The following is a 23518-nucleotide window of genomic DNA, read 5'->3' on the forward strand; positions in this document are numbered from 1 at the left end:
AGATCGATTTAACATGAAAAAAACAGACACCGGATCATGGTGTCTGTTGGTTAAAAAAGTTTTATGAGAGGAATGATTTTTAGCCTTTCCATTCAACTTGTTCAATCATAATCTCCGTTTCATTCCCCTTTGCTTTGACCGAGGCGGATGCCCCAATTGGAATGGTTGCAAAGGGTTGGACGTGTCCTATATTGACATTAGCAATAACAGGAATGTTTTCCAATTCACGTTTTTTATGGATGATTTGCTCCAATGCCGCTTCGGTCATATTCGAGTCTTTTTGGAATCTACCAATCAATAGGGCACGAATATGTTGCGCATCAGGCATATGGAGGAGTGATTGCAAATCCCTGTCAAACAGATGCGGGTGTGATTCACGATCGTCTTCAATAAACAATATTGTATTTTTTAGAGAGGGTAAAAATTCCGTTCCCTGCAAAAGGTTAAGTGTGCACAAATTTCCGCCAATCAATTTCCCTTCTGCGATTCCTTCATGAATGACGTGGTAGTGTTTTTGTTCGATAAAGTTTCTGTTTTCTTGTTCCAGGTACCACGCGTCATCACTCCAAAATGCTGACGGGGTGATTTCGTATGGAGAATCGTTGGTGACCGCATCTAAAAAGGATTGAAGTGTATAGTCGAGGCCCTCTTTCATTCCGAAGGTCGAAAAATAGGGTCCAGAATAGGTCACCAATCCTGATTTTTTATAAATAGCTAAAGATAGGGCGGTGATATCACTATATCCACAAAAAATTTTCGGATTAGCTCGTATCAAATCATAATCAATGTATTTTAAAAGTTGGTTGCTGTTATAACCACCAATCGCTGTTAGGATAGCTTTAACATTTGGGTCACGAAAGGCATCATGTAAATCAGTGAGTCTTTCATTGATGGAGGAGCTAAAAAATTCGTCGTGGACATCGACATTTTTACCATATGTAACAGTAAAACCTAATTTGTTTAATCGTTCAACTGCAGCTTCAATTTGTTTTCCTTTGATCATGGCCATACTTGTTGAAGGTGCAATGATTCTAATTTCATCCCCTGGTTTTAGCTTAGCTGGAAACATAAAAATCCCCCCAAATTTTTCGTAAAGGCTTTTTTCGTAAACTTTGTTGCTATTTACTAAAATAGAAGTGTAGTTGATTTCCGCTCCAGGTGCTCGCTTTCCGCGGGGCGGGCGGTGAGCCTCCTCGGCGTTTACGCCTGCGGGGTCTCACCTGTCCCGCTGCTCCCGCAGGAGTCGAGCACCTTCCGCTCCAATCAACTTCTTTATCAGTGGTTTTCTTTCAAAAAGCCTATTAAAAATACAACCATCTTTTTAGAAAAGAGCCTTCGTAAAAGATAATTTTACCACAACTTTCTGGTATAAAATATCAATGTGGCTGAGTTTGTATGGTTTCTACAAGTCTGGTGGACTAAAGCCTTTGTTTGTGCCTGCTTTTTATAATTTTTTACCGTTTGTCAGTGAATTTCGGGTTTCTATCCGTATTTGAACGTAAAGCACAGGTTTTGATTATGCTTTATTAGCCGATTTTGCCATTTTATTTGCGGATTATCTGCTTTATTTGCGGATTTTCCATTTTATTTGCCGTTTAGCTACTTTTATTTGCGAATTTTCCATTTTATTTGCCGATGCCATATTTCTGTCACAAACCACCACATAATAGCGCAAATCACCAAACTTTCTACGGACCATAACCTAGAAAGTGGTCTCCTGCCAACCCCAAACCAAACAAAAAAGCCTAAGGGTGCGTATCCCTTAAGCTTGCAAAGCTTTATGCCAGAATTTCTTCCTTTTTAGGTGTTGATTTAGATTTTTCAATCACATCGCGGGCAATCCAAACCCCACATGCACTTGCTTGGGCAAGACCACGAGTAATTCCGGCCCCATCTCCGCCAACATATAAACCACTTATTTCTGTTTCAAATCGATCATTTAATTTCGGTCGCGCAGAGTAAAATTTTGCTTCTACACCATAAAATAGCGTATGTTCTGAGGCTAGACCTGGAGTAACATGATTTAATGCCTCTGTCATTTCAATTAAGCTCTTCATCGTATTATAAGGGAGGACTAATCCTAAATCTCCAGGAACTGCTTCCTTTAAAGTAGGCTCGATAAAACCTTCCTTAATTCTTTTTTCAGTTGAACGTCTGCCTTTTAATATGTCCCCATACTTCTGGACAATGAGTCCACCATTTGAAAGGACATTTGCCAATCTAGAAATCACATTTGCATACTCATTCGGCTTATCAAAAGGTTCAGAGAACGTATGGGATACTAGTAGGGCAAAATTAGTATTTGTACTACCTAATTTTGGATCTCGATAAGCATGACCATTAGCAAGCATCGTACCTGAGTGATTCTCAACTACTACATGCCCTGAAGGATTACTACAAAAAGTCCTAACTGTTGTGCCGACAGATGTATTAAAGATGAACTTTCCTTCATACAAATTTTCATTAATTTCATCCATAACAATGTTGGATGTTTCAACTCGAACCCCAATATCAACTTGGTTATTAATCATTCTTAGCCTGCGTGCCTTGAATTTTTCTGACAGCCATTTTGATCCGTCACGCCCAGGAGTAATGACTACTTTTTCTGCATATAAGGAATCTCCATTTTTTAGTAAAATCCCTCTAATAATATGATCAGTAGAAGAATTTTCAGTAATAAAATCTTCCACTTCAGTTTTAAACGCCATGTCAATTTTATCTTTTAAATATTCATATATACTTGCCATAATCTCAAGATTTTGTTCGGTTCCCAAATGACGAACTTGGGCACGAAGCAATTTTAATCCAGCCGCATAACCCCTACGCTCAATATCCTTTACTTTGTCGGTTAAAGGGTCAGTAATGCTTTCAGTCGCACCGTGAGATAGATTAATTTTATCAACATAGTTTATTAGTTCAAGGACAGTTGATTCCGGTAAATAATCAGTCATCCAGCCCCCAAATTCACTTGTAATATTAAATTTACCGTCTGAATAGGCGCCAGCTCCACCAAAACCATTCGTAATCGAACAAGCTGGTAAACAACCGGCAAATTCTTTTCTTCCTGCTGCAGGAGGACATTTTTCTATTTTTTTCTGTAAAATAGGACAGTTTCTTTTATAAATATCGTGGCCTTTATCCACTAATAGGACTTTTGCATTTGGCATTTTTAATGTTAGTTCATAACAAGTAAAAATTCCGGCTGGACCCGCTCCTACAACAATAACATCATAGTTTGATCTCATCGGATTATTCCCCCAGACGTAAATTATCTTCGTGTATTTCCTTAACCATAGGTAAATATATCAGAAATCCGCCACATAGTCAACGCAAAATACGAACAATTCATTTGATGTTCACTATAATCATTCGTGTTATACCTGAACAAAAAAATACCCACGGGGGGGATCCGCGAGTTTTTCTTTAGTTAATATTTTCCAAAGCAGCTTGCACCTATAATAATTAAGAGAATAAATAATACAACGATTAATGTAAAACAATTGTTATACACAAAGCAAGGCTTAGCAATAGGGGCAGCATAGCCGTACCCACAGTAAGAATCCATAATAGGAGTTGCGTAGCTGCTTCCACAGCCACCATATCTATAAGGCATTGTTCAACACTCCCTATCAAATTGTTTGATTTTCATTGTTAGGTTATGTTATGGACTCTTGTCCTGTATGTGTATTCGCCCAACTTTTTTTGAAATAATCTTGCTATCCTAACCAAGTCTTTTATTTTTACCATAAGGAAGTCAAATTTGATAAAATATAGTTTGTGCCTAGTGAAGAATTCTATGGAGGAAAAAAATGAAGAGTGTTATTAAAAATTTCATCAATGGAATATTAACGATTGTTCCAATTATTCTTGTAGTTTATGTCATTTATAAAACGTTTATGTTTTTAGATAGCCTTCTTGGGAACCTACTTAAACCTTATATGAAGGATGACTACATTCCTGGAATTGGTCTCCTAACCACATTAGTTCTTATTACACTATTAGGTTGGTTATCGACTAAGTTTATAACAGGAAAAGTCATTCGGGTCATTGATCGACTTCTTGATAAGATCCCGTTTGTGAAGACCATCTACTCGGTCATTAAAGACACGATTCATTCCTTCCTTGGAGAGAAAAAATCTTTTTCAAAAGTGGCACTTGTTACGATACCGGGAACTGAAATGAAAAGCCTCGGTTTCATTACCGCGGACGAACTTGAGAAATTTTCCCAACCCCTGAAGGACTTTGTAGCAGTCTATGTACCTCAAACCTTCCAAGTGGCAGGTTTCACCTTTTTGGTTCCAAAGGAGCAAGTCCAAATTATCGATGTCAAGCCGGAAGATGCCATGAAATTTATCCTTTCGGGGGGAATGACGACAAAATAAAAAGCCGTTTTATCGGCTTTTTATTTTGTATCAAACAAACTTTTGTATTCTCCGTAGCCTTGTTTTTCAAGCTCGTCTTTTGGTATAAACCGTATTGCTGCGGAGTTTATACAGTATCGTAGACCGTTAGGACCAGGTCCATCGTTAAATACATGGCCCAAATGAGAATCTGCTGTTCTGCTTCTTACCTCAGTCCGAACCATAAAATGACTGGAATCCTGCCTTTCCTCAACTTCCCCCTCTTGGATTGGCTTAGTAAAGCTTGGCCAGCCGCAACCTGCATCAAACTTTTCCATTGAGCTGAAAAGTGGGACTCCCGATACTAAATCAACGTAAATCCCCTCTCTAAATTCATTCCAATACTCATTTTGAAAGGGCGGTTCCGTTCCATTCCGTTGAGTCACTTCAAATTGCATTTTCGTTAATTTTTTCTTTAATTCGTTTTCATCTTTATTTTTCAATATGATCCCCCCAATGCTTGCGGATAAACGCATCCCGTCCAGAACCAACACGATATCCTTCATAATGGAGCTTGTTTTTCTTATAGTATTGTTGATGATATTCCTCTGCAGGATAGAAGGGTTCTGCAGGAAGAATTTTTGTGGCGATTGGTTTACTAAATCGACCACTTTGTTCTAGCTCATGTTTTGAATGATAAGCTATGTCCTTCTGTTCATCATTATGATAAAAAATGACGGTTTGATAGGACGTGCCACGATCGTAAAACTGACCACCTGGATCAGTTGGGTCAATTTGCTGCCAATACAATTCGAGCAGTTTTTCATATGGAAATATCTTGGGATCAAACGTAATTTGAACCGCTTCATAGTGCCCCGTTGTCTCTGAACAAACCTGTTGATAGGTTGGATTTTTAACATGGCCACCTGTGTATCCTGAGACAACCTTATCTATTCCTGGTTGTTCATCAAAAGGCTTGATCATGCACCAAAAACAGCCTCCAGCGAACGTGGCCAACTCTAATGGATTCTCCATTCTAAAAACCTCCATAAATATTTCTTGTTTTTTTCTATACTCACTATCTTAACGTTTCTTTTAAAATAAATCACCTCAAACACCATCCTAGCCCATATAGCATATGTTATTGACGAGAAGCATTGATGATAGGAGCGAGGATTATGCCAGATAAAAAAAATAAGCAGGAATATTTCGATAAGGCTGCTGCGTATGACATGATGGCAAATTATTATAAGTACTTGGATCCAAACCTGCATATTAATTACTATAAAAAACACCTGCAATATTTGAACAAGGCTTTACACTTATCAAGAATCCAGTACGCATCAGAAGTAGCAAGCAGACAGCCTGATGCAAAAATTCGTTTCTTACATGCATCCACAGATGCTCCAAATGTTGATATCTATATTAATGCGATTAAAATTTTCAAAAATGTCCCTTTTAAAGAAGTAAGTGCCTATTTATCACTTCCAGCCGGAAAATATCATATCGATATTTATCCGACCGATAATATGGTTTCGACCATTCTAAACAAAAGAATCGCCTTTGAAGCAGGTAAAAGTTATACTCTGCCAATGATTGGAGTCGAGAATAAATTTCGTTTACTTTCATATAACGACGAACCAAATGTTCCACATGGTGAAACGAAAGTGAGGTTTATTCATTTATCCTCTAACACTCCGCCAGTCGATATCGCCGTGATCAAAGGTGATGTTGTTTTTCCGAAAATCTCATATAAAGATGCAACAAATTATTTAGGGCTATCACCAATGACAGTCGACCTTGAAATGAGAGAAACGGGTACAAAACAAACAATACTTCCACTCCATAACCTCCAATTCAAGGAAAATGAAGTATATTCGATTGTTGCAGTCGGGCTTCATGAAGGGGAGCCTTCTATTGAAATGGTGATATTAAAAGGGTAGGCGACCGGAATCCGGCCGTTTTTCTTTTTTTATAGGCTCTGTTAGAATGTTGATTTCCGCTCCAGTCGCTTCGCTTTCCGCGGGGCGGGCGGTGAGCCTCCGCGCTAAAGCGCCTGCGGGGTCTCACCTGTCCCGCTGCTCCCGCAGGAGTCTTCGCGCCTTCCACTCCAATCAACATTATGCAAAAAATCTACATTAAGCTTTAACACAGCCTTTTTATATAATAGAAAAAAGGAGTCTCACTTGGAGACTCCTTTATCCATTGGGACTAATAAAGTGAACTTGATTTGATCCTTTTCCAAATCAAATTCATTTACTTTAACTTTTAGATCACTTTTTAGTTTCATTTTTTGTAAATTGACATAAATCATTTCGTCATTGGGCAGGATTGTCACCCATTCAGGAAAATGATAACGTTCATTGACAAAATTCAGTACATAACTAGCTGGTAATCGTAATCTTCCAACCGAAATGGCCTTTTCCTTAAGAATGAGGTCACCATTTTTTAGTGCTTTTGGCTCAAACGATACCTTCATTTCAACATCTTGATTAAAAATTGGAAACTCTCCATATAAGTTCACATATTTGTCTAAGCTCACTTGATATTCAATTGGACCCTTGTCTTGTTCTTGAAGATAATGGTTAATTACCCGATTTAAATCCTGTTTATTAGTTTGGATTTTAAATGGAACACTTTCAGATGAAAATCCTTTATTTTTAACAGGATGATCATTACTTGGTAAGCTTATTAAAATATAAATAATGGCAATAGCCAAAATATTAAAGCCAGCAAGAATAAAAAACAATTTCTTCCATTTCCCCTTCATCACTGTTGAATCCCCTCTTTATTAGCTGTATAGACTTGATTAGGAAGGTCTTTTAGAACATCCTTATCTAGTCTACGATATAATCTTTGAGCTATTAATTCGTATCCCTTATTATTTGGATGAAAGTGATCAGTATACAAGAGATCATCCACTTTTCCACTAAAGAGATCAGAAATATCTACAAAGTATGCCAGATCATATTGAGAAATAATATTTTGACTTGATTCATTCCATTCGTTTATTACTTGATTAATTTCTTTAATGTCCGATAAAGTGGTTGAAAATGGATTATAAAGTCCCACTAGGACTATGGATCCAGTTGAATTATTACTTCGGATTTGGGTTAATATTTGACTTAAATGCTTTCTAAATAAGTTTTTATCGTTTTCAAAATCCTCTATTTTGAGATTTGAAATATTTTCACTAACAACCTTCATCATATCATTTCCACCAATGGTAATCATCACCAAGTCTGCTTGCTTAATGGCATTTTTTACTTCAGAAGATTTTAACCGATCTAATAGTTGTGTAGTCGTGTTTCCACGTACTCCAAAGTTTAAAAACTTTGCCTCATTTATTCCTTTTTCTTTTCCCAACAAGTTTTTAAGGTATGGCATATAGCCACCCTTTTTTGATTTATCGCCGACACCCTCAGTTAAAGAATCTCCTACTAAAACTACATTGATGTCTTGGGGGATATAATCAGTCGGAACAGCCTTCTTTTTTATCATTTCGATTGCTTTAGTTGGGTTCGCCTTTGCTTGTTCTTGGTGGAATATTGTACACCCGCCTAAAAACTGCGTACATACTAAAAGTAAAAGGAAGGTTTTCCTCATCAAAAACACCTCCTGTTCCATTTTATCATTTTAATATCCTTAAAATATTTGAAACTATGAATCTCAAATTTAAAAGAAAAAAGACCTCAGGAAAGGTCTATTGTAATGTTTTGATGTCATTGATAATTTCTTTAAAAGGAATTTCTTCTAAACCATTATAATATTTTACGATTGTTCCATTTTTATCAATCAAATAAAAATCTGTTCCATGAATTACTTGGTCTTCGTTTACAGGTTTCTTTACAATAGTTTTATAATTTTTCAATGCAAACTGTTCAATTTCCTCTTGCTTGTAGCCAGTTAAAAAATGCCAGTTTTTCAAATCCGCATTAAAATTTTTAGAGAACATTTTCAATTGTTCCGGGTTATCGACTGCTGGGTCGACACTGAATGAGACTAACTCAACATTTTTGATACCCTCATCCTTTAACTTGGTTTGAAGTTTTGCCATATTAGCCGTCATTGGCATGCAAACATCCACACAAGTTGTAAAGATAAAATCAGAAACCCAAACCTTTCCTTTTAAATCAGATAAACCAAATGTTTTTCCATCCTGATCTGTGTAGGTAAAATCTTGAAGTGGCCAGTTTTTTGCATTTTTTATTTCCTTTTGACCACATGATGTGAGAATGACACTCAGTAGAAGGACCAGAATAAGTCCATATCTCTTTCTAATCATTTTTCCACCTACTTTTATCCTTTTTATACAATTAATTCTAACAAATCTGAAGGAAAGAACAAGGATTACTATTCAAAGTAATACATGAATCCGATTGTACCAATACCGGTATGTGTACTTATCACTGGTGTGGTATCAACAATGTCAAAATTAGAATAACCAGTTAATTCTATGATTGCTTCTTTTAACTTAGTCGCTAATGCAAATCCTTCTGCATGAACAAGGCCGACTCCCTTAATGGTCTTGTCTTTAACCTCATCGGCAAAATGTTTCGCCAAATATTTAACCACTTGTGAATGGCTACGTACCTTTGCAACTGGTGTATAAACCCCACCCTCAAGTGAAGCAATCGGTTTGATATTGAGCAAAGAACCGACCATTGCTCTCCCTTTACCAATTCTGCCACCCTTCACCATATTTTCAAGTGTATCAATAACGACAAAAAGCCGTGTCTGCTCGCGAATCACATTGATTCTTGCTAATATTTCAGGTACCGTTTTTCCTTGTTGGGCCATTTCTGCAGCTTCGATCACCTGGAAGGATAGTCCTTTAGAAATAAAGCGCGAATCGACTACCTCTACTTTTCCTTTACTCATTTGGGCTGCACTTGCAGCAGATTGAACAGTTCCGCTCATTCCACCTGTCATGTGAATAGAAATTACTTCATAACCCTCTTCAGCGAGCCGGTCATATACTTCTAAAAATGTGCCAGAGGATGGTTGGGAGCTTTTAGGCAATTCAACTGATTGTTTCATTTTTTGAATAAACTCAGTAGGGGTAATATCAACTCGATCAATATAGGTTTCACCGTCTATACTAATCGTTAACGGTACTACTTCTAGGTTATATTTTTGTATATCTTCATTTGTTAAATCCACTGTGGAATCGGTTACGATTTTAACTTTACTCAATTCTTCACTTCCTTATATCAACACTTACTGTTTATTATACATGTTCGTTTTACACTTTGAAATAAATTGCAAACAAATTTCCCTTCGAATCGACGTTTTTCTGACAATATTCAGGTTTTTTGCCCAATTAAAGGGTTCCTTGTTCCCGATACTCTTAAGATTTCTTTGTGTTATTCTTTAAATCACCTGTTTGAGTATTATACAATAACGATAACCCGATGTGTGGCTGTTTATGCGGTCAAACATAATTTTTTGGCGAATTATTCAAAAAATTCATTGTTTAGTTGCCATTTTCTGCTATGATTTTAGTTGGAAAAAGAAGAGATTGGGTTATCACTTAACATAATATAAGAGGTATTGTGGATATGGAGGAGCTAAAGTGGGAAGGAAAATCGCCTTATTGTTGATTATCGTTGGTCTGATCGTTATTAGCAAAAGTGGATATAAGATTTATCAGATGAAAGCGCACCAGGATCATAGCATAGCAACTGCCCATCATTTATTAGAAAAGCCAAAAATAGACAAAGAAACCTTTTCACCCTTTACAGGAGACGTTGTAGGTATTCTATCAATCCCTCGAATCGACAAAGAACTGCCGATTGTCGAAGGAACAGATGAAAATGATCTTGCAAAGGGTGTTGGACATTATACGGGGACGGCATGGCCCCTAGGAAATGATCAAATTGTTCTATCAGGTCACCGCGACACTGTTTTTCGTAGAATGGGAGAATTAAAAATTGGTGATGAACTCATTGTAAAGGTACCATATGGGGATTTTACCTATAAAATAGAAAGTACGAAAGTTGTCGATGCCGGGGATCGAACAGTTATCAAACCCACATCCCCAGAGGAAATACTGACTGTCACAACATGTTATCCGTTTAGATATGTTGGAAATGCACCAAAACGCTATATTATTACTGCCAAACCAGTTAGATAAAAAAGAGGCTGATTACAAGTCAGCCTCTTTCTATATGTCTAGCTGCGGCTTCTAGCCCCTCGAGGTCACAAGTCACTCCCTTCCAGAAGGCTAAAAGCTCCTTCTTACAGTGATCGTCTTGTGCTTGTCGGGGCTGTGCATGACGCCTCCGCTTATCTTTTTAGCATATTCTAGGTAACATCATCCCTGAAAGTCTTGTTAATAACCGCTTTGAACCCAGCGGAGTTTGTAATAACAACTGGCCTTTTCCTTTTCCAGTAATCGAACCAATCAGGGTTGCATCTTGACCAACTTCATACTCTCTTAATATACTTAATACTTTTTCTGTTTCTGATTCTGAAACAATGACAATAGCTTTTCCTTCATTTGCTAAATAAAGAGGATCAAAACCTAGTAAATCACATGCTCCCTGAACTTCATTTTTAATCGGAAGTCTATTTTCTTCGATAACCATAGTCAGTGAGAAGTCTTCAGCAATTTCAACAAGAGTGGTTGCTAATCCCCCCCTTGTTGGATCCCTCATAATTCGGACAGTATCACATTGAGTGGTTACTCCCTCAAGCATGTGATTTAAAGATGCACAATCGCTATTGATCGGGACAGTAATACCCAAATTTTCTCTGGCCGTAAGAACTGCCATTCCATGATCGCCAATGGTTCCAGAAATAATGATAGAATCTCCTTCATTAAATACGAAAGCTGGATTTACCTTTTTTTCAACAATTCCAATTCCTGTTGTGTTGATGTAAACCCCGTCAGCACTACCTCTTTCGACCACTTTTGTATCACCAGCCACGATTGATACACCTGTTTTAATCGCTTCTTTTGCCATATCATTAACAATCGTTTTTAAGTCTGATATTGGAAATCCTTCCTCAATAACAAATCCACAAGTTAAATAAAGGGGCTTTGCACCGCTTACTGCTAAATCATTCACGGTTCCCGCCACCGCAAGCTTTCCAATTGAACCCCCAGGAAAGAAAATAGGCTTTATCACGAATGAATCTGTTGTAACGGCTATTTCTGTCGACGATAAAGTCAATTGGGATGCGTCGAACATAGATTCATTACGATTCCCAAATGCCTCGACAAATACCTCTTGGATTAAACGGTGGCTTAGTTCCCCACCATCACCATGGGCTAAGTTGATTATTTTTTCCATTAAAAACTCTCCCTCATGTAATGGTAATATGCTGAACAGCTTCCTTCCGCGGAAACCATACATGGACCAATTGGATTCGTAGGTTTACATGCCTTTGCGAACAAAGGACATTCATTAGGTGAGATTAATCCCCTAATGACTTCTCCACAACGACATTTTGTTTTCTTTGGTTCTTCTATTTTTATTTGGAATCGTTTTTTTGCGTTATACTGATCAAATTCCGGCTTAATATCTAGACCGCTGTTTGGAATAGTGCCAATTCCTCGCCATGCTTCATCACATACTTCAAAATAAGTATCCATCCATTCCTTAGCAACAAGATTTCCTTCCTTTGTTACGATGGAACGATGATCATTGATGATTTTTGCTTCATTTTTAAGTGCTAAGTCGATCAGCTTATAAATTCCACTTAACAGTTCGGCAGGCTCAAATCCGGAAATTACCCCCGAAACATGATACTCTTCGGCAAGAAACTGATAATAATTTTCTCCAAGAACGATTGACACATGCCCTGGAAGTAAAAAACCATCAATTCGGGCTTCCCCGGCATCCAATAGAGAACGAAGAATGGGTTCAACAAGCTTTGTCGCCATCCAAACTGAAAAGTTTTTTAATTGCTTGGAATGCGCTTGACCAACAAGTAAGGCAATAATTGGAATCGTTGTTTCAAAACCAATTCCCAGAAATATGACTTCCTTATCAGGATTTTCTTCAGCAAGACGGACTGCATCCACCGGCGAATACAAAACGCGAATATCTTTACCAGCTGTTTTGGCATCCAACAACGTTTTTGTGGAACCAGGTACCCGTACCATATCCCCAAATGTACAAATGATTCGATCTTGTCCCTCAGAAAGAGCAATCATGGCATCAATCGATTTTTGGTCGGTAACACAGACGGGACAACCTGGTCCGGAAACAAGTTTCACATCGTTAATTAAACATTGCTTTACACCTGATTTGGCGAGAGCCATTGTATGGGATCCACATACTTCCATAAAAGCCGGCTTTCTGCCAAAAACATCATAGAATTCGCGAGCTTTTTCAATTACTGCTTGTAAAAGTTCTTTGCAGAGATCAGGATTAGAGGATTGTTTAAGAATTTCGAGCATCGACAAGTTTCCTCCACTCTTCAACGCTTACTTTTGCATATTCCTCATCGACGATCGACATTGCTTGTCCAGCGTGGACGATTACATAATTCCCAACTTCAACCTCTGGGATAAAAATAATTCCTACTGTTGTTTGTGAACCCATGACATCCACTACTGCCGTGTATTCATGTTTTTCGATTACCTTTGCAGGTACCCCAACGCACATATTTATGCCTCCCTTTTCGCTGCTGCTACCAATAGCTGTCCGTATGATAAGCCACCATCATTACATGGAACCTTTTGATGATTGTATACCTTAAATCCAATTGCATTAAGTTCAACTGTAAGTCTCTCTCGTAAATACTGGTTATGAAGGCTCCCACCTGATAAAACAATTTCATTTGAACGATTAGGATTTTTCTCTTTTAACTCCAGCATCCCTTTGACAAGTGCATTGACAATCGTTTCATGAAATCTAGAGCTGATCTTTACCAGATTTCCCTTATTTAATATGTCGTCAGCGATTTCCTGTAGCATCTCTGAAAAATCAAATGTTAATAGATTATGATCTTCATATATTTTAAACGAGTAAGGCGTAACATTCTTATCCCAAATGGCTATTTCACCTAATCTTATGGCTGCTTCCCCATCATAGGTGGAAGTCTTACAAATCCCGGCCATTGCGCTAACAGCATCAAATAATCTACCACAAGTTCCTGCTTGAATTGTATTGATTTCTTTAGAAATCATCATTTTAATGACATTAAGTTCAGCTTCTTTATCAGAAAAGAGCATTCTTGCATATTTTTCACCTTGCTGCCCTAATAAAGAAATCAACATGCCTGCAGCATTTCGCCATGGTTCTTTTATAGCCTTTTCTGAACCGGGAAGAGGAGTGTAGCACAAATGTCCCTGCCGCTCAAATCTAGCGTAATCCCCATAAAGGATTTCAAACCCCCAAATATGGCCATCACTACCATAGCCGGTACCATCGAGAATAATGCCATAAACATCGCCATCAAGTTCATTTTCCCCCATACACGCAGCCATATGGGCATGATGGTGTTGAATCTCCATAACTTCTCCAAATTGATACTCTTCCAAAAGCCTCTTTACCATATACCCTGGATGGGCATCAATCACAGCAGTTTGTTTGGGAATATAAATCCACTTTAATAAATGATCTAACTCCTGTTTAAAGTGGTTAATTGTTTCAACATTCTCTAAATCTCCAATGTGAGGGCCAATAAAAATTTGCTGATTTCTCCCAATTGAAAAAGTAGTCTTCTGTTGACCTCCAAAAGCTATTATTCCTGTTACATCCTTTTTGATTGGCAGTGGGTCTGGTACATATCCTCTTGATCTCCGTAAAAAGTCTTGATTGTGATTGTGCATCTGAATTACAGAGTCATCCACAGGGTGTAGAATTTCTCGATTATGAATTAAGTAATAATCCGCAATTCCTTTTAAGTATTCAAAAACTTGATTTTCTTTATAAATCATCGGAAGTCCTGATGGGTTTGCACTCGTCATTACAATGCATGTAACATTCGTGTCTTCGAATAATAAATGGTGCAGTGGAGTATATGGTAACATGACTCCCACCGTTTCCATTCCTGGTGCTATACCGAATGCAAGGCCACTTGAACTTTTCTTTCGTAATATGACAATTGGCGATTCCGGACTCTGTAAAAGCTCTTTCTCCTCATCGCCAACAATCGCTATTTTCTTAATTTCATCCATAGAAGCCGCCATAATAGCTAGCGGGCGAACTTGCCTTTTCTTCCTGTTGCGCAACAGCTGTACTGCCTGTTCATTTTTGGCATCACAGCAAAGGTGATAACCGCCAATGCCCTTAACGGCAATAATTTTCCCATTTTCTAACAAGTTGACTGCTCCAGAAATGGGGTCTTCCCTTTTCAGTTCAGTTCCGCTTGAATCGAATAAAAAAACTTTAGGTCCGCAGTTTGGACAGGCGATTGGTTGAGCGTGATGTCTTCTATTTAAAGGATTGTCATACTCTTCCTGGCACTCCGGACACATCTTGAAATCACCCATAGATGTAAAGGGTCTATCATAGGGGAGTTCACTAATAATCGTGTACCTAGGACCACATTGAGTACAATTTATAAATGGATACCGGTAACGGAAATCATTTGGATCTTTCATTTCCCGCAAACATTCACCGCAAACAGCTGAATCAATCGGAATCACCAGCATTGAGGCCCCTGTCCGTTCACTCGCAATGATTGAAAAAGTAGTATAGTTACAAACATCTGTTTTATCTACTTTCACTTCATTAATTTTTGATAACCGGGGTGGTATTTTTTCAAGGTCATCTAAAAAGGAAGCAAGTGAAACATCTTCCCCTTCAAGATGTATTTTGACCCCATCCATATTGTTTTGAACCGTTCCTGTGAGTTGGTATTTGTCTGCAAGCCCAAACACAAATGGACGAAAGCCAACTCCTTGAACTCTTCCTCTAACTGATACCCTTATTGCGGAAAGCATGCTGAATGTGCACCTTCAATCCACGACAACCAGTGTTCAAATCCTTCTTTTGTGGTTGCAGAAAGGGGGATCAGTTTCGATTCTGGATTCATCCCTTCTAGATCTACTTTTGCTTGTTCAACGTCAAAATCTAAATATGGTAGCAAGTCAATTTTATTAATAAGAACAAGCTCAGTTCTCATAAACATAGTCGGGTATTTTGGGATTTTATCGTTTCCTTCTGGTACACTTAATACGGCAATTTTATGGTGTTGACCTAGGTCATATCCTGATGGACACACTAAATTTCCGACATTTTCAATAAACAAAATATCAATTTCGTCTAAATCCAACTCTGCTAACGCAGCAGCAACCATTCTTGCATCAAGGTGGCAGCCCCCATGAGTATTTATTTGGACAGCTTTTGCACCTAATGCTCGAATTCGATCTGCATCGCGTTCTGTTGCCAAATCTCCTTCAATGACAGCGATACGGAAGCGGTGAGACATTGCTCTGACAGTTTCTTCGAGCAACGTTGTCTTGCCTGCTCCAGGCGAACTCATCATATTAATGACAAAAGTATTCGTTTCTGAGAATTGTTCCCTATTGAACTCGGCTGCCTTATTATTGTTGGTTAATACATCTGTTCTTAACGTTACTTTCATGTTATCTCCCCTCATATGATAAGACTTGGAATGTCTCACCTGAAGTCACTTTCCCCGATGGTATCTGACAAACAGGACATTGGGCAATTTTTTGTTCAGGTTTATAGATTTTTCCGCAAAAAACACACTCAGCCTGAGCCTCTTCATAATGAATGTGCAAATTGGCCTCATGATTAATAAAATGCGGATTTTGCTCTTTAAATATCTCAAATGCCATTATAATAGCATCCGGTAAAACATTGCTTATTTCTCCAATTATCAGCTCTACTTTATCAAGCGTTTTAATTCCCTTGGTTGCTGCATCCTCTTGAATAATGTTTAATACCTCACCCATTAATGACATTTCATGCATAATCATCATTTCCTATCGATTAAGTTCAGGAGAAAGTTAATTTTTTAATCCTACGTAATATCCGTCATTTCGCCTTGTTAGCGGCAATTCAAACAAGGTCAAGTCGCCTTCATTATTTAGAAAATTAAAACCCTTCTCACAATTCAAACATTTACATGTTGAGAATAGGACTGATAAGGTAAGAAGATTGGAACACTCAGGACATATTCCGCTGATTGCCCTCATGTTCCTTTCTTCTTGAAAAATAATTATAGGTGTTCCATTGATATAAAACTGATTCACCTTTTCCAGTCTTTTTACTACACTGCAAAAGTATACCCATTTTATTCCCAGCAATCGACTCGTTGTTTTATCTAGTTTCTTTAAATCATCTTCAACAAAGGGCTCATAGACCGTTTTTAACGTTTTAATGAGCCCTGTTGTCATTTCCTTAAAGAATTCTTCTCTTTTCACGAAGCCTCTCTCCATTGCCTAACTTGATGTTCAACTACCTTTGCCAAATCAGTTAACTTTCCTTTATTGACATCCGATAATTCAACCCCAAGTTCCAAACTTGAAGGCTGCATTCCTACCATGACGATATGCTTCGGATATCTTTCTCTAAATTTAGCGGCAAAAAGTACCTCTTGAAACCCTGATTGGTGTATTGACATTTTTATTCCAAAATAAGCAGGTATTTCATTACCCTCAATTGAAATAATCGTTCCACCCTGTTTACCAGCATTAATGGCATCAATAATAAGTAAATATTCAGCGTCCTCGACCGGTCCAAGCAATTTCATTCCATCAGTCGATCCCTCAACGATTTCAATTGCTGAATCGTCTTTAAACATTTTCTCGAGAAGAGGCAAAACGTGGATGCCAACACCCTCATCAGAGAAGAGGGTGTTGCCAATTCCTAAAATTGTGATTTTTTTTTCTTGGTTGCTATTTTGCATTTGTCTCACCGACCGCCTTTTTTGGCTCCATTTTATAACCAGTACCCATTGATGATAGGGTGCCATTTCGTTCTAAATAATCGTCCCGCCAAGCTAAATATACATGAAGGACAGTAAATAGCATAAATGCCCAGGCTACAAGATGATGCCAAGAACGAATTGTATAGCTGTCGCCTCCAAAAACATATGGAACCCAAGCAAATAATGTTGCAAAAAAAGTTCCAGGCTGAGGTTCAAAATAAAGATAAAAGCCTGTCATAATGATAAGAATCGATCCAATACCCATAAACACAATATAACTAAACATTGCTAAGGGATTATGACCAACATAATGCGGCTTTTTATTTTTCATAAACAAATAGAACTTGACCGTTTCAAACATCTCTTTCCAATAGATGAGCCTGAAAATATTTTGGGAAGAATACCTATTTCCTACAAATATCCAATAAAAACGATATAACGAATTAGCTGTAAAAATAAATGCTGCAAAGAAATGAATATAACGTACCCATCCCATTAGCATTGAGTAATAAGCTTCTTCTGGAATAGAAGCTGCTGCAAAAGGTTTTCCAATATAAATCCCAGTAACCATTAACACCAGAATGGCGAGTGCATTAACCCAGTGCCAAATCCGAACCGGTAATTCCCACACATAAACTTTTACAACATCCTTCCCAATCGGCTTGATGATTGGGAGACGATTAGGTCTAAAGCTAAGTTCGCTGTTTTGGCCGGGTACTACCGGTTTCGAATCCTTTTTCCAGTGCAAAATCTTTGGCGTTGGCATTTCGCACTCCTCCTATCCGATTCGAATTTCAGTCATTTGGTTATTTTCCAAATCTGTTAAATGAACGGCACAAGCAAGACAAGGGTCAAATGAATGAATGATTCGTAATATTTCGAGCGGCTTTTCCTTATCTAATAAAGGAGTACCTTTAAGCGCCGCCTCATAAGCACCAATTTTATCATCGTTGTCTTTTGGAGAAGCATTCCAAGTTGTTGGTACAACTGCTTGATAATTTTTTGTTTTCCCATTTTCAATTTCAATCCAGTGGCCAAGTGCCCCACGAGGCGCTTCCATCCAGCCAACACCTTTAGCACTTTTTGGCCAGGTTTCAGGTTCCCATTTCGAACGGTCAAAGGTGACTTGATTTCCATTACTTATATTTTTCAATAATTCATCCATATCGTTCCGCATCCAATCAGCGATTAGCACCGTTTCAAGTCCACGTGCTACTGTGCGGCCCAAAGCAGATTGTAAAGCAGTAATTGGAAGACCTAGCTTTGCAAGAGTGCTATCAACGATTTTGACGATTTCTTCTTTTCCAGATGCATATCCTACCATCATCCGTGCGAGCGGTCCTGTTTCCATCGGATGACCTTTCCAACGAGGTGCTTTTAACCAGCTATATTTCTCATCCGTATTCAATTGTTTAAACGGTGCTTTTGGTCCAGTGTATTTTAAAGTTGTTTCGCCATCCCAAGGATGCTTACCAACTCCACCCTTCTGGCCATCATATGTATACCATGAATGATCAATGAACTCTTGAACATGACTCGGATCCTTTAAATCCACATCCAGAACTTCATTAACATTTCCATTAAGAATAACTCCACGTGGCATACGATAATTCTTTGTATCATAAATACTACTAGTTGAGAAATCTCCGAAGCACAAGTAATTATTTAAGCCGCCACCATGGGTCCAGTCTTTGTAGAAAGAACCGATTGCAAGTAAGTCTGGAATATAAACTTGGTTAACAAACTCTCTTGCTTCATCAATTAATTGAGAGACTCTCATTAATCGTTCAGCATGAATTCCATTATCACTATTAATATCAAGCGGAGTGGCCATTCCACCAACAACATAATGTGGATGAGGATTTTTCCCTCCAAAGATGGTATGTATTTGAACAATCTCCTTTTGCCAATCCAACGCTTCAAGGTAGTGTGCAACTGCAAGCAAATTGACTTCTGCTGGAAGCTTATATGCTGCATGTCCCCAATATCCGTTAGCAAAAATTCCAAGCTGCCCACTTTCAACCAATTTCTTAACCTTGTTTTGTACGTCCTTAAAATAACCTGGTGATGATTTAGGCCAGCTAGAAATCGATTGAGCAAGTTTTGATGTTTCATCAGGGTTCGCACTTATTGCGCTAACAACGTCTACCCAGTCTAAAGCATGTAAATGGTAAAAATGAACAACATGGTCATGGACGTATAAGGCTTCATTCATAATTTCACGAATTAAATGTGCATTACGAGGAATTTTTATATCCAGTGCATCCTCAACTGAACGAATGGAAGCTAAAGCATGAACGGTAGTACAAACACCGCAAATTCTTTGAATATATGCCCAAACATCGCGTGGATCACGGTCACGAACAATCAATTCAAGTCCACGTACGGCTGTTCCCGAGCTATATGCATTTTTAATGACACCACTATCATCAATGTCGGCTTCAATTCGAAGGTGCCCTTCAATTCTTGATATTGGATCTACAACTAATCGCTCACTCATTCATCTTCCCCCCGCTTTTCATCATGTTTCTGTTTCAATACAGTGAGTCCTGCGTGAACAGCGACTCCTGCTGCTGCTGCTCCAACTACTGCTGCACCAATCTGATCAGGGTTTATTGTGGTTTGTGTTCCTGGTATTTTTGCTCTTCGAACATAGAGTGGACCGTTGTCCCAGAAGCCATCCTCCGAACATCCAATACATGGATTTCCAGATTGAATCGGATAACTTACTCCACCATTCCAGCGCATTTCAGCACAAGAATTATATGTAGTTGGACCTTTACATCCCACTTTATATAAGCAATATCCCTGTTTAGCCCCTTCATCATCAAAGGATTCAACAAAGAGTCCTGCATCGAAATAGGCTCTGCGGTTACATTTATCATGAATACGGTGACGATAAAATGCTGTCGGACGACCTAAATGATCTAATTCAGGTAAGGCGCCAAATGTAATAATGTGAGCGATAACCCCTGTCATTACCTCGGCGATTGGAGGACATCCTGGAACTAAAATGACTGGTGTGCCACTGACAAAGTCTGTAATTGGCTTTGCGCCAGTTGGGTTAGGTTTTGCTGCTGCAATACCTCCCCATGATGCACAGCTACCATACGAGATAATAGCTTTGGCACCCTTGGCAGCCTCAATGAAAGTATCTTTTGCTGAATTACCTGAGACAGTCAAAAATGCATCATCATCAGGAATACTTCCTTCAACCGCAAGAACATACTCTCCATCATAATCTTTTAATACTTGTTTCATCGCACCTTCAAGTTGATGACCAGATGCAGCCGATAAAACTTCAGTATACTCTAATGAAATCATATCAAATAAAACGCTTTCAACCTTCGGGTGTGTACTACGAATAAATGATTCTGAACAACCTGTACAATCTTGTAGTGATAACCAAATAACCGGTACACGAGTTTTGCTTTCCATTGCTTCAACAACCTTGTCAGATTGTGAGAAATCTAATCCGATTGTTGCGGTCAATGCTGTACACATTTTCAAAAAGTCACGTCTAGAAAAACCTTGTTCTAAAGCTGTTTCATAAATGGTTTTCTTTTTCATTTCTAGCTTCCCTCCCTTTGTAATACTTGAAGTAATAATGATTTCAGCGTAAATGTAGCATAAAAATTGTTTTCAAGTCCTGTCTTTCACAAAATCGACAATAATTATCCTTAACTGCATTAACATAGTGTTTTCAGAATTTTCCTCCAGGTGCAAATAATCAACAAAATAAAAAAACTGCCGAGAACTTCCCGACAGTTTTTTCACAACTTGTTCACTTTTTATTCATCAGTGGAATCCACTTTTACCTCTGATTCTTGTGCTACTTCTTCCCATTTTTTTTCATTCTTAAGTTTCCGTTTATACACGATCTTCGACAAGTTTATGCTAATTTCATATAGGAATAATAATGGAACAGCCACAATGAAATCCGACATAAATTCAGGAGGTGTAATGACAATAGCTATAAAAATTAAAACAAAATAGGCGTATTTCCTTAGCTTTGTTAATACATAAGGATTAACAATCCCCAATGAAGTTAAAAACATAATGACAACTGGAAGTTCAAATAAAACCCCAAAAGGGATAGTCATATTTAATACAAAACGGAAATATTTATCCGCGGTAAAATTAGTGACTAACATGTCCCCGCCCAAACTAACTAAAAAGTCTAATACAGTAGGAAAGATGACAAAATAACCAAAACATAAACCGATTAGGAACAAAATAAATAAAGCTGGAATATAAGATAAGGATATTTTTCGTTCAAACGGTTTTAACGCCGGCTTTACAAATAACCATATTTGAATTGCCAGAATCGGAATGGTTGCTGCAATTGCAATAACTGATGCAATCATCAAATAAACCCAAACAATATCACTAGGTCCTAATACGATTAATTTCACGTCTAAATCACGAACAAACCAATGATAAATTTCCTTCACGTACATAAACCCTACAATAAAGAAAATGATGAAAGCTGCTACTGTTATAATTAACCGCTTTCGCAACTCATCTAAATGATCAATTAAATTCAACTCTTTATCTTCCATAGTTAACCCCTGCCAATAAAATCTTAAAAAAAGTGAAAAAAAGGGGTGTAAGAGAAGTCTTACACCTTATTTTTTAGCGTTTTTCTTATCTTCTTCAAATTCTTCTATAACATCACTTGTTAGTTCCTGAGTTGATTTCTTAAATTCACGAAGTGTTTGACCCATTGCACGTCCAATTTCAGGTAATTTTTTAGGACCAAAAATAATTAGTGCTAATGTGAGAATCAATATAAGCCCTGGAACACCAATATTTGAAAACATGTGTTACATCCCCTTATTTCTTTGACTTATTATAATGCTACCATGATTATAGTATTTTAACAGTGATTTGCACTAAAATAAACCCATTGTTCACGAGAAATACACAATTAGAAGTGAAAGTTGGAATTCTGTGATTTTTTTCATTTGTATATAGTATAAATCAAGTAAAAACTACACAAGTAAATGGAATAAATTAACATTGTTATTTATTTCTGTGTAAGGAAAACCCTTATGATTCATTCTTTTTATTAATGCATCATAATCATTAGCCTGTTTTAACTCAATCCCTACCAGGGCAGGTCCATTTTCTTTATTATTTTTCTTTGTAAATTCAAACCGAGTAATATCATCTGTTGCTCCCAAAACCTCATCCAAAAATTCTCGTAATGCCCCAGCACGTTGTGGAAAATTAACAATGAAATAATGCAGAAGCCCTTCATATAATAAAGATCGTTCCTTTATTTCCTGCATACGATCAATATCATTGTTTCCACCACTAACCACACACACAACCGTTTTGCCCTTAATTTTATCTCGATACAAATCTAAAGCAGCAATCGGCATTGCTCCTGCTGGCTCAGCAACAATTGCATGTTCATTGTACAGTTCAAGAATCGTTGTGCAAACTTTACCTTCTGGAACAGAGATAATATCATCAACTAGTTCTTGGCAGATTTCAAATGCTTTTTCTCCTACACATTTTACTGCAGCACCATCAACAAATTTATCAATTTCCGCAAGTGGTGTTGCTTTCTTTTTCGCAAAAGCAAACTTCATCGATGCTGCCCCTTGTGGTTCAACTCCGATCATTTTGGTTTTGGGAGAAATACTCTTCGTATAGGTGCTTAAACCTGCCATTAGGCCCCCGCCACCAATACTGGCTAACATAAAGTCAATTGGTTCTTCGCAATCATTCAAGATTTCTACTGCAACCGTTCCTTGTCCTGAAATGACTCGTTCATCATCAAAAGGGTGAACAAATTGACGATTCTCTCGTTGGCAACAGGCAAAGGCTTCATTATAGGAATCATCAAAGGTATCCCCTACCAAGATAATTTCCACAAAATCCCTACCAAACATTTCTACTTGGGTGATTTTTTGTCTTGGGGTAGTGGTTGGCATGAATATTTTCCCAATAACACCAAGTTGTCTGCAGGCATATGCAACTCCTTGTGCATGATTTCCGGCACTCGCACAAACCACTCCATTTACTAATTGCTCTGCAGTTAGAGTTTTCATCATATAGTAAGCGCCTCTTAATTTGAAAGAGCGCACATATTGCAAATCCTCCCGCTTCAAGTACACATTACAATTGTATTTTTCGGATAACCGTTCATTTTTTTGTAACGGAGTATGGGCGACGATATCCTTAAGCATTTGGTTGGCAATAATAATGTCCTGTACCTGCACCAATTTTTCTTTGATTACCTTTTGTTCCATATCTTACCCTTCTTCCCTTTGCCATATTAATATTCGTAAATTATACCACTTTGAATA

General features: G+C 37.9%; 26 protein-coding genes. 3 read left to right on the top strand and 23 right to left on the bottom strand.

The window, feature by feature from the left end:
• Positions 1-79 precede the first annotated feature (79 nt).
• The 3 genes from B1NLA3E_RS14680 to B1NLA3E_RS25910 all read right to left on the bottom strand — a co-directional run bounded on the left by B1NLA3E_RS14680 (position 80) and on the right by B1NLA3E_RS25910 (position 3613).
• On the bottom strand, positions 80-1069 hold the full coding sequence (locus B1NLA3E_RS14680; protein WP_015594616.1) for a S66 family peptidase: 990 nt from the start codon (positions 1067-1069) through the stop codon (positions 80-82).
• Positions 1070-1778: 709 nt separating this feature from the next.
• A complete protein-coding gene (locus tag B1NLA3E_RS14685) occupies positions 1779-3245 on the bottom strand; it encodes an NAD(P)/FAD-dependent oxidoreductase (RefSeq protein WP_015594617.1) in 1467 nt (488 codons plus the stop codon).
• A 182-nt stretch (positions 3246-3427) separates the two neighbouring features.
• Positions 3428-3613, bottom strand: a complete 186-nt coding sequence (locus tag B1NLA3E_RS25910) for a YjcZ family sporulation protein (protein ID WP_041580574.1) — start codon at positions 3611-3613, stop codon at positions 3428-3430.
• Between the two features lie 196 nt (positions 3614-3809).
• Here B1NLA3E_RS25910 and B1NLA3E_RS14695 point away from each other — a divergent pair, with 196 nt between their 5' ends.
• Positions 3810-4382: a DUF502 domain-containing protein gene (locus B1NLA3E_RS14695; protein WP_015594618.1), complete on the top strand. Its 573-nt coding sequence runs from the start codon at positions 3810-3812 to the stop codon at positions 4380-4382.
• Between the two features lie 20 nt (positions 4383-4402).
• Here B1NLA3E_RS14695 and msrB read toward each other — a convergent pair whose 3' ends face one another.
• Together msrB and msrA are read right to left on the bottom strand one after the other, a co-directional pair.
• The gene (gene msrB / locus B1NLA3E_RS14700) at positions 4403-4876 is read right to left on the bottom strand and encodes a peptide-methionine (R)-S-oxide reductase MsrB (RefSeq protein ID WP_051120161.1); all 474 of its coding nucleotides are present in this window, start codon (positions 4874-4876) and stop codon (positions 4403-4405) included.
• A complete protein-coding gene (gene msrA, locus B1NLA3E_RS14705) occupies positions 4833-5375 on the bottom strand; it encodes a peptide-methionine (S)-S-oxide reductase MsrA (RefSeq protein WP_015594620.1) in 543 nt (180 codons plus the stop codon). Before msrA ends, msrB begins: the two co-directional genes overlap by 44 nt.
• 143 nt (positions 5376-5518) lie before the next feature.
• Between msrA and B1NLA3E_RS14710 the strand changes: the two genes are divergently transcribed.
• Positions 5519-6283: a DUF4397 domain-containing protein gene (locus B1NLA3E_RS14710; RefSeq protein WP_015594621.1), complete on the top strand. Its 765-nt coding sequence runs from the start codon at positions 5519-5521 to the stop codon at positions 6281-6283.
• A gap of 239 nt (positions 6284-6522) precedes the next feature.
• On the opposite strand, the gene B1NLA3E_RS14715 is transcribed toward B1NLA3E_RS14710, so the two are convergent.
• From B1NLA3E_RS14715 to B1NLA3E_RS14730, 4 genes are all read right to left on the bottom strand, one after another.
• Entirely contained in the window at positions 6523-7110 is a 588-nt protein-coding gene (locus B1NLA3E_RS14715) for a YpmS family protein (RefSeq protein ID WP_015594622.1), read from the bottom strand.
• A complete protein-coding gene (locus B1NLA3E_RS14720) occupies positions 7110-7946 on the bottom strand; it encodes an SGNH/GDSL hydrolase family protein (protein WP_041580575.1) in 837 nt (278 codons plus the stop codon). The genes B1NLA3E_RS14715 and B1NLA3E_RS14720 overlap by 1 nt, the downstream gene beginning before the upstream one ends.
• A gap of 97 nt (positions 7947-8043) precedes the next feature.
• The gene (locus tag B1NLA3E_RS14725) at positions 8044-8625 is read right to left on the bottom strand and encodes an SCO family protein (RefSeq protein ID WP_015594624.1); all 582 of its coding nucleotides are present in this window, start codon (positions 8623-8625) and stop codon (positions 8044-8046) included.
• A 68-nt stretch (positions 8626-8693) separates the two neighbouring features.
• Positions 8694-9536, bottom strand: a complete 843-nt coding sequence (locus B1NLA3E_RS14730; RefSeq protein WP_015594625.1) for a DegV family protein — start codon at positions 9534-9536, stop codon at positions 8694-8696.
• Between the two features lie 379 nt (positions 9537-9915).
• Between B1NLA3E_RS14730 and B1NLA3E_RS14735 the strand changes: the two genes are divergently transcribed.
• Entirely contained in the window at positions 9916-10476 is a 561-nt protein-coding gene (locus B1NLA3E_RS14735; RefSeq protein ID WP_015594626.1) for a class D sortase, read from the top strand.
• Between the two features lie 160 nt (positions 10477-10636).
• Here the strand turns inward: B1NLA3E_RS14735 and hypE are convergent, their stop codons facing one another.
• The 14 genes from hypE to ilvA form a co-directional block, all read right to left on the bottom strand.
• Positions 10637-11638, bottom strand: coding sequence for a hydrogenase expression/formation protein HypE (gene hypE, locus B1NLA3E_RS14740; protein ID WP_015594627.1), 1002 nt, complete (start codon positions 11636-11638; stop codon positions 10637-10639).
• Positions 11638-12750, bottom strand: coding sequence for a hydrogenase formation protein HypD (hypD, locus tag B1NLA3E_RS14745; RefSeq protein ID WP_015594628.1), 1113 nt, complete (start codon positions 12748-12750; stop codon positions 11638-11640). The genes hypE and hypD overlap by 1 nt, the downstream gene beginning before the upstream one ends.
• The gene (locus B1NLA3E_RS14750; RefSeq protein WP_015594629.1) at positions 12734-12958 is read right to left on the bottom strand and encodes a HypC/HybG/HupF family hydrogenase formation chaperone; all 225 of its coding nucleotides are present in this window, start codon (positions 12956-12958) and stop codon (positions 12734-12736) included. The genes hypD and B1NLA3E_RS14750 overlap by 17 nt, the downstream gene beginning before the upstream one ends.
• A 2-nt stretch (positions 12959-12960) precedes the next feature.
• Positions 12961-15243, bottom strand: a complete 2283-nt coding sequence (hypF, locus tag B1NLA3E_RS14755; RefSeq protein ID WP_015594630.1) for a carbamoyltransferase HypF — start codon at positions 15241-15243, stop codon at positions 12961-12963.
• Positions 15228-15887 (bottom strand): hydrogenase nickel incorporation protein HypB, encoded by a 660-nt coding sequence (gene hypB, locus B1NLA3E_RS14760; protein ID WP_041580576.1) that lies wholly within the window; start codon positions 15885-15887, stop codon positions 15228-15230. The genes hypF and hypB overlap by 16 nt, the downstream gene beginning before the upstream one ends.
• A 1-nt stretch (position 15888) precedes the next feature.
• Positions 15889-16239, bottom strand: a complete 351-nt coding sequence (locus tag B1NLA3E_RS14765; RefSeq protein ID WP_041580577.1) for a hydrogenase maturation nickel metallochaperone HypA/HybF — start codon at positions 16237-16239, stop codon at positions 15889-15891.
• Between the two features lie 36 nt (positions 16240-16275).
• A complete protein-coding gene (locus tag B1NLA3E_RS14770) occupies positions 16276-16692 on the bottom strand; it encodes a hypothetical protein (protein ID WP_015594633.1) in 417 nt (138 codons plus the stop codon).
• Positions 16689-17177 carry a HyaD/HybD family hydrogenase maturation endopeptidase gene (locus B1NLA3E_RS14775; protein ID WP_015594634.1) on the bottom strand — a complete coding sequence of 163 codons (489 nt, stop codon included), beginning with the start codon at positions 17175-17177 and terminating at the stop codon, positions 16689-16691. The genes B1NLA3E_RS14770 and B1NLA3E_RS14775 overlap by 4 nt, the downstream gene beginning before the upstream one ends.
• On the bottom strand, positions 17167-17964 hold the full coding sequence (gene cybH, locus B1NLA3E_RS14780; protein WP_015594635.1) for a Ni/Fe-hydrogenase, b-type cytochrome subunit: 798 nt from the start codon (positions 17962-17964) through the stop codon (positions 17167-17169). Before cybH ends, B1NLA3E_RS14775 begins: the two co-directional genes overlap by 11 nt.
• A gap of 12 nt (positions 17965-17976) precedes the next feature.
• Entirely contained in the window at positions 17977-19698 is a 1722-nt protein-coding gene (locus B1NLA3E_RS14785; RefSeq protein ID WP_015594636.1) for a nickel-dependent hydrogenase large subunit, read from the bottom strand.
• Positions 19695-20768, bottom strand: coding sequence for a hydrogenase small subunit (locus B1NLA3E_RS14790; RefSeq protein WP_015594637.1), 1074 nt, complete (start codon positions 20766-20768; stop codon positions 19695-19697). Before B1NLA3E_RS14790 ends, B1NLA3E_RS14785 begins: the two co-directional genes overlap by 4 nt.
• A gap of 221 nt (positions 20769-20989) precedes the next feature.
• Entirely contained in the window at positions 20990-21760 is a 771-nt protein-coding gene (tatC, locus tag B1NLA3E_RS14795; RefSeq protein ID WP_015594638.1) for a twin-arginine translocase subunit TatC, read from the bottom strand.
• 66 nt (positions 21761-21826) lie between these two features.
• Positions 21827-22021 carry a twin-arginine translocase TatA/TatE family subunit gene (locus B1NLA3E_RS14800; RefSeq protein ID WP_015594639.1) on the bottom strand — a complete coding sequence of 65 codons (195 nt, stop codon included), beginning with the start codon at positions 22019-22021 and terminating at the stop codon, positions 21827-21829.
• A gap of 171 nt (positions 22022-22192) precedes the next feature.
• The gene (gene ilvA / locus B1NLA3E_RS14805; protein WP_015594640.1) at positions 22193-23461 is read right to left on the bottom strand and encodes a threonine ammonia-lyase IlvA; all 1269 of its coding nucleotides are present in this window, start codon (positions 23459-23461) and stop codon (positions 22193-22195) included.
• Positions 23462-23518: the final 57 nt, after the last annotated feature.

It is taken from the genome of Bacillus sp. 1NLA3E (assembly GCF_000242895.2).
Classification (GTDB): domain Bacteria; phylum Bacillota; class Bacilli; order Bacillales; family Cytobacillaceae; genus Bacillus_BU.

Bases quoted from the DNA above. Each gene is read 5' to 3' on its own strand.
- B1NLA3E_RS14790 (WP_015594637.1), bottom strand. From the start codon at position 20,768: ATGAAAAAGAAAACCATTTATGAAACAGCTTTAGAACAAGGTTTTTCT.
- msrB (WP_051120161.1), bottom strand. From the start codon at position 4,876: ATGCGTTTATCCGCAAGCATTGGGGGGATCATATTGAAAAATAAAGAT.
- hypD (WP_015594628.1), bottom strand. From the start codon at position 12,750: ATGCTCGAAATTCTTAAACAATCCTCTAATCCTGATCTCTGCAAAGAA.
- B1NLA3E_RS14715 (WP_015594622.1), bottom strand. From the start codon at position 7,110: ATGAAGGGGAAATGGAAGAAATTGTTTTTTATTCTTGCTGGCTTTAAT.
- hypF (WP_015594630.1), bottom strand. From the start codon at position 15,243: ATGCTTTCCGCAATAAGGGTATCAGTTAGAGGAAGAGTTCAAGGAGTT.
- B1NLA3E_RS14800 (WP_015594639.1), bottom strand. From the start codon at position 22,021: ATGTTTTCAAATATTGGTGTTCCAGGGCTTATATTGATTCTCACATTA.
- B1NLA3E_RS14775 (WP_015594634.1), bottom strand. From the start codon at position 17,177: ATGCAAAATAGCAACCAAGAAAAAAAAATCACAATTTTAGGAATTGGC.
- hypB (WP_041580576.1), bottom strand. From the start codon at position 15,887: ATGAAAGTAACGTTAAGAACAGATGTATTAACCAACAATAATAAGGCA.
- B1NLA3E_RS25910 (WP_041580574.1), bottom strand. From the start codon at position 3,613: ATGCCTTATAGATATGGTGGCTGTGGAAGCAGCTACGCAACTCCTATT.
- B1NLA3E_RS14720 (WP_041580575.1), bottom strand. From the start codon at position 7,946: ATGAGGAAAACCTTCCTTTTACTTTTAGTATGTACGCAGTTTTTAGGC.
- B1NLA3E_RS14680 (WP_015594616.1), bottom strand. From the start codon at position 1,069: ATGTTTCCAGCTAAGCTAAAACCAGGGGATGAAATTAGAATCATTGCA.
- B1NLA3E_RS14695 (WP_015594618.1), top strand. From the start codon at position 3,810: ATGAAGAGTGTTATTAAAAATTTCATCAATGGAATATTAACGATTGTT.
- B1NLA3E_RS14785 (WP_015594636.1), bottom strand. From the start codon at position 19,698: ATGAGTGAGCGATTAGTTGTAGATCCAATATCAAGAATTGAAGGGCAC.
- B1NLA3E_RS14710 (WP_015594621.1), top strand. From the start codon at position 5,519: ATGCCAGATAAAAAAAATAAGCAGGAATATTTCGATAAGGCTGCTGCG.
- B1NLA3E_RS14685 (WP_015594617.1), bottom strand. From the start codon at position 3,245: ATGAGATCAAACTATGATGTTATTGTTGTAGGAGCGGGTCCAGCCGGA.
- ilvA (WP_015594640.1), bottom strand. From the start codon at position 23,461: ATGGAACAAAAGGTAATCAAAGAAAAATTGGTGCAGGTACAGGACATT.
- hypE (WP_015594627.1), bottom strand. From the start codon at position 11,638: ATGGAAAAAATAATCAACTTAGCCCATGGTGATGGTGGGGAACTAAGC.
- msrA (WP_015594620.1), bottom strand. From the start codon at position 5,375: ATGGAGAATCCATTAGAGTTGGCCACGTTCGCTGGAGGCTGTTTTTGG.
- tatC (WP_015594638.1), bottom strand. From the start codon at position 21,760: ATGGAAGATAAAGAGTTGAATTTAATTGATCATTTAGATGAGTTGCGA.
- cybH (WP_015594635.1), bottom strand. From the start codon at position 17,964: ATGCCAACGCCAAAGATTTTGCACTGGAAAAAGGATTCGAAACCGGTA.
- B1NLA3E_RS14750 (WP_015594629.1), bottom strand. From the start codon at position 12,958: ATGTGCGTTGGGGTACCTGCAAAGGTAATCGAAAAACATGAATACACG.
- B1NLA3E_RS14725 (WP_015594624.1), bottom strand. From the start codon at position 8,625: ATGATTAGAAAGAGATATGGACTTATTCTGGTCCTTCTACTGAGTGTC.
- B1NLA3E_RS14765 (WP_041580577.1), bottom strand. From the start codon at position 16,239: ATGCATGAAATGTCATTAATGGGTGAGGTATTAAACATTATTCAAGAG.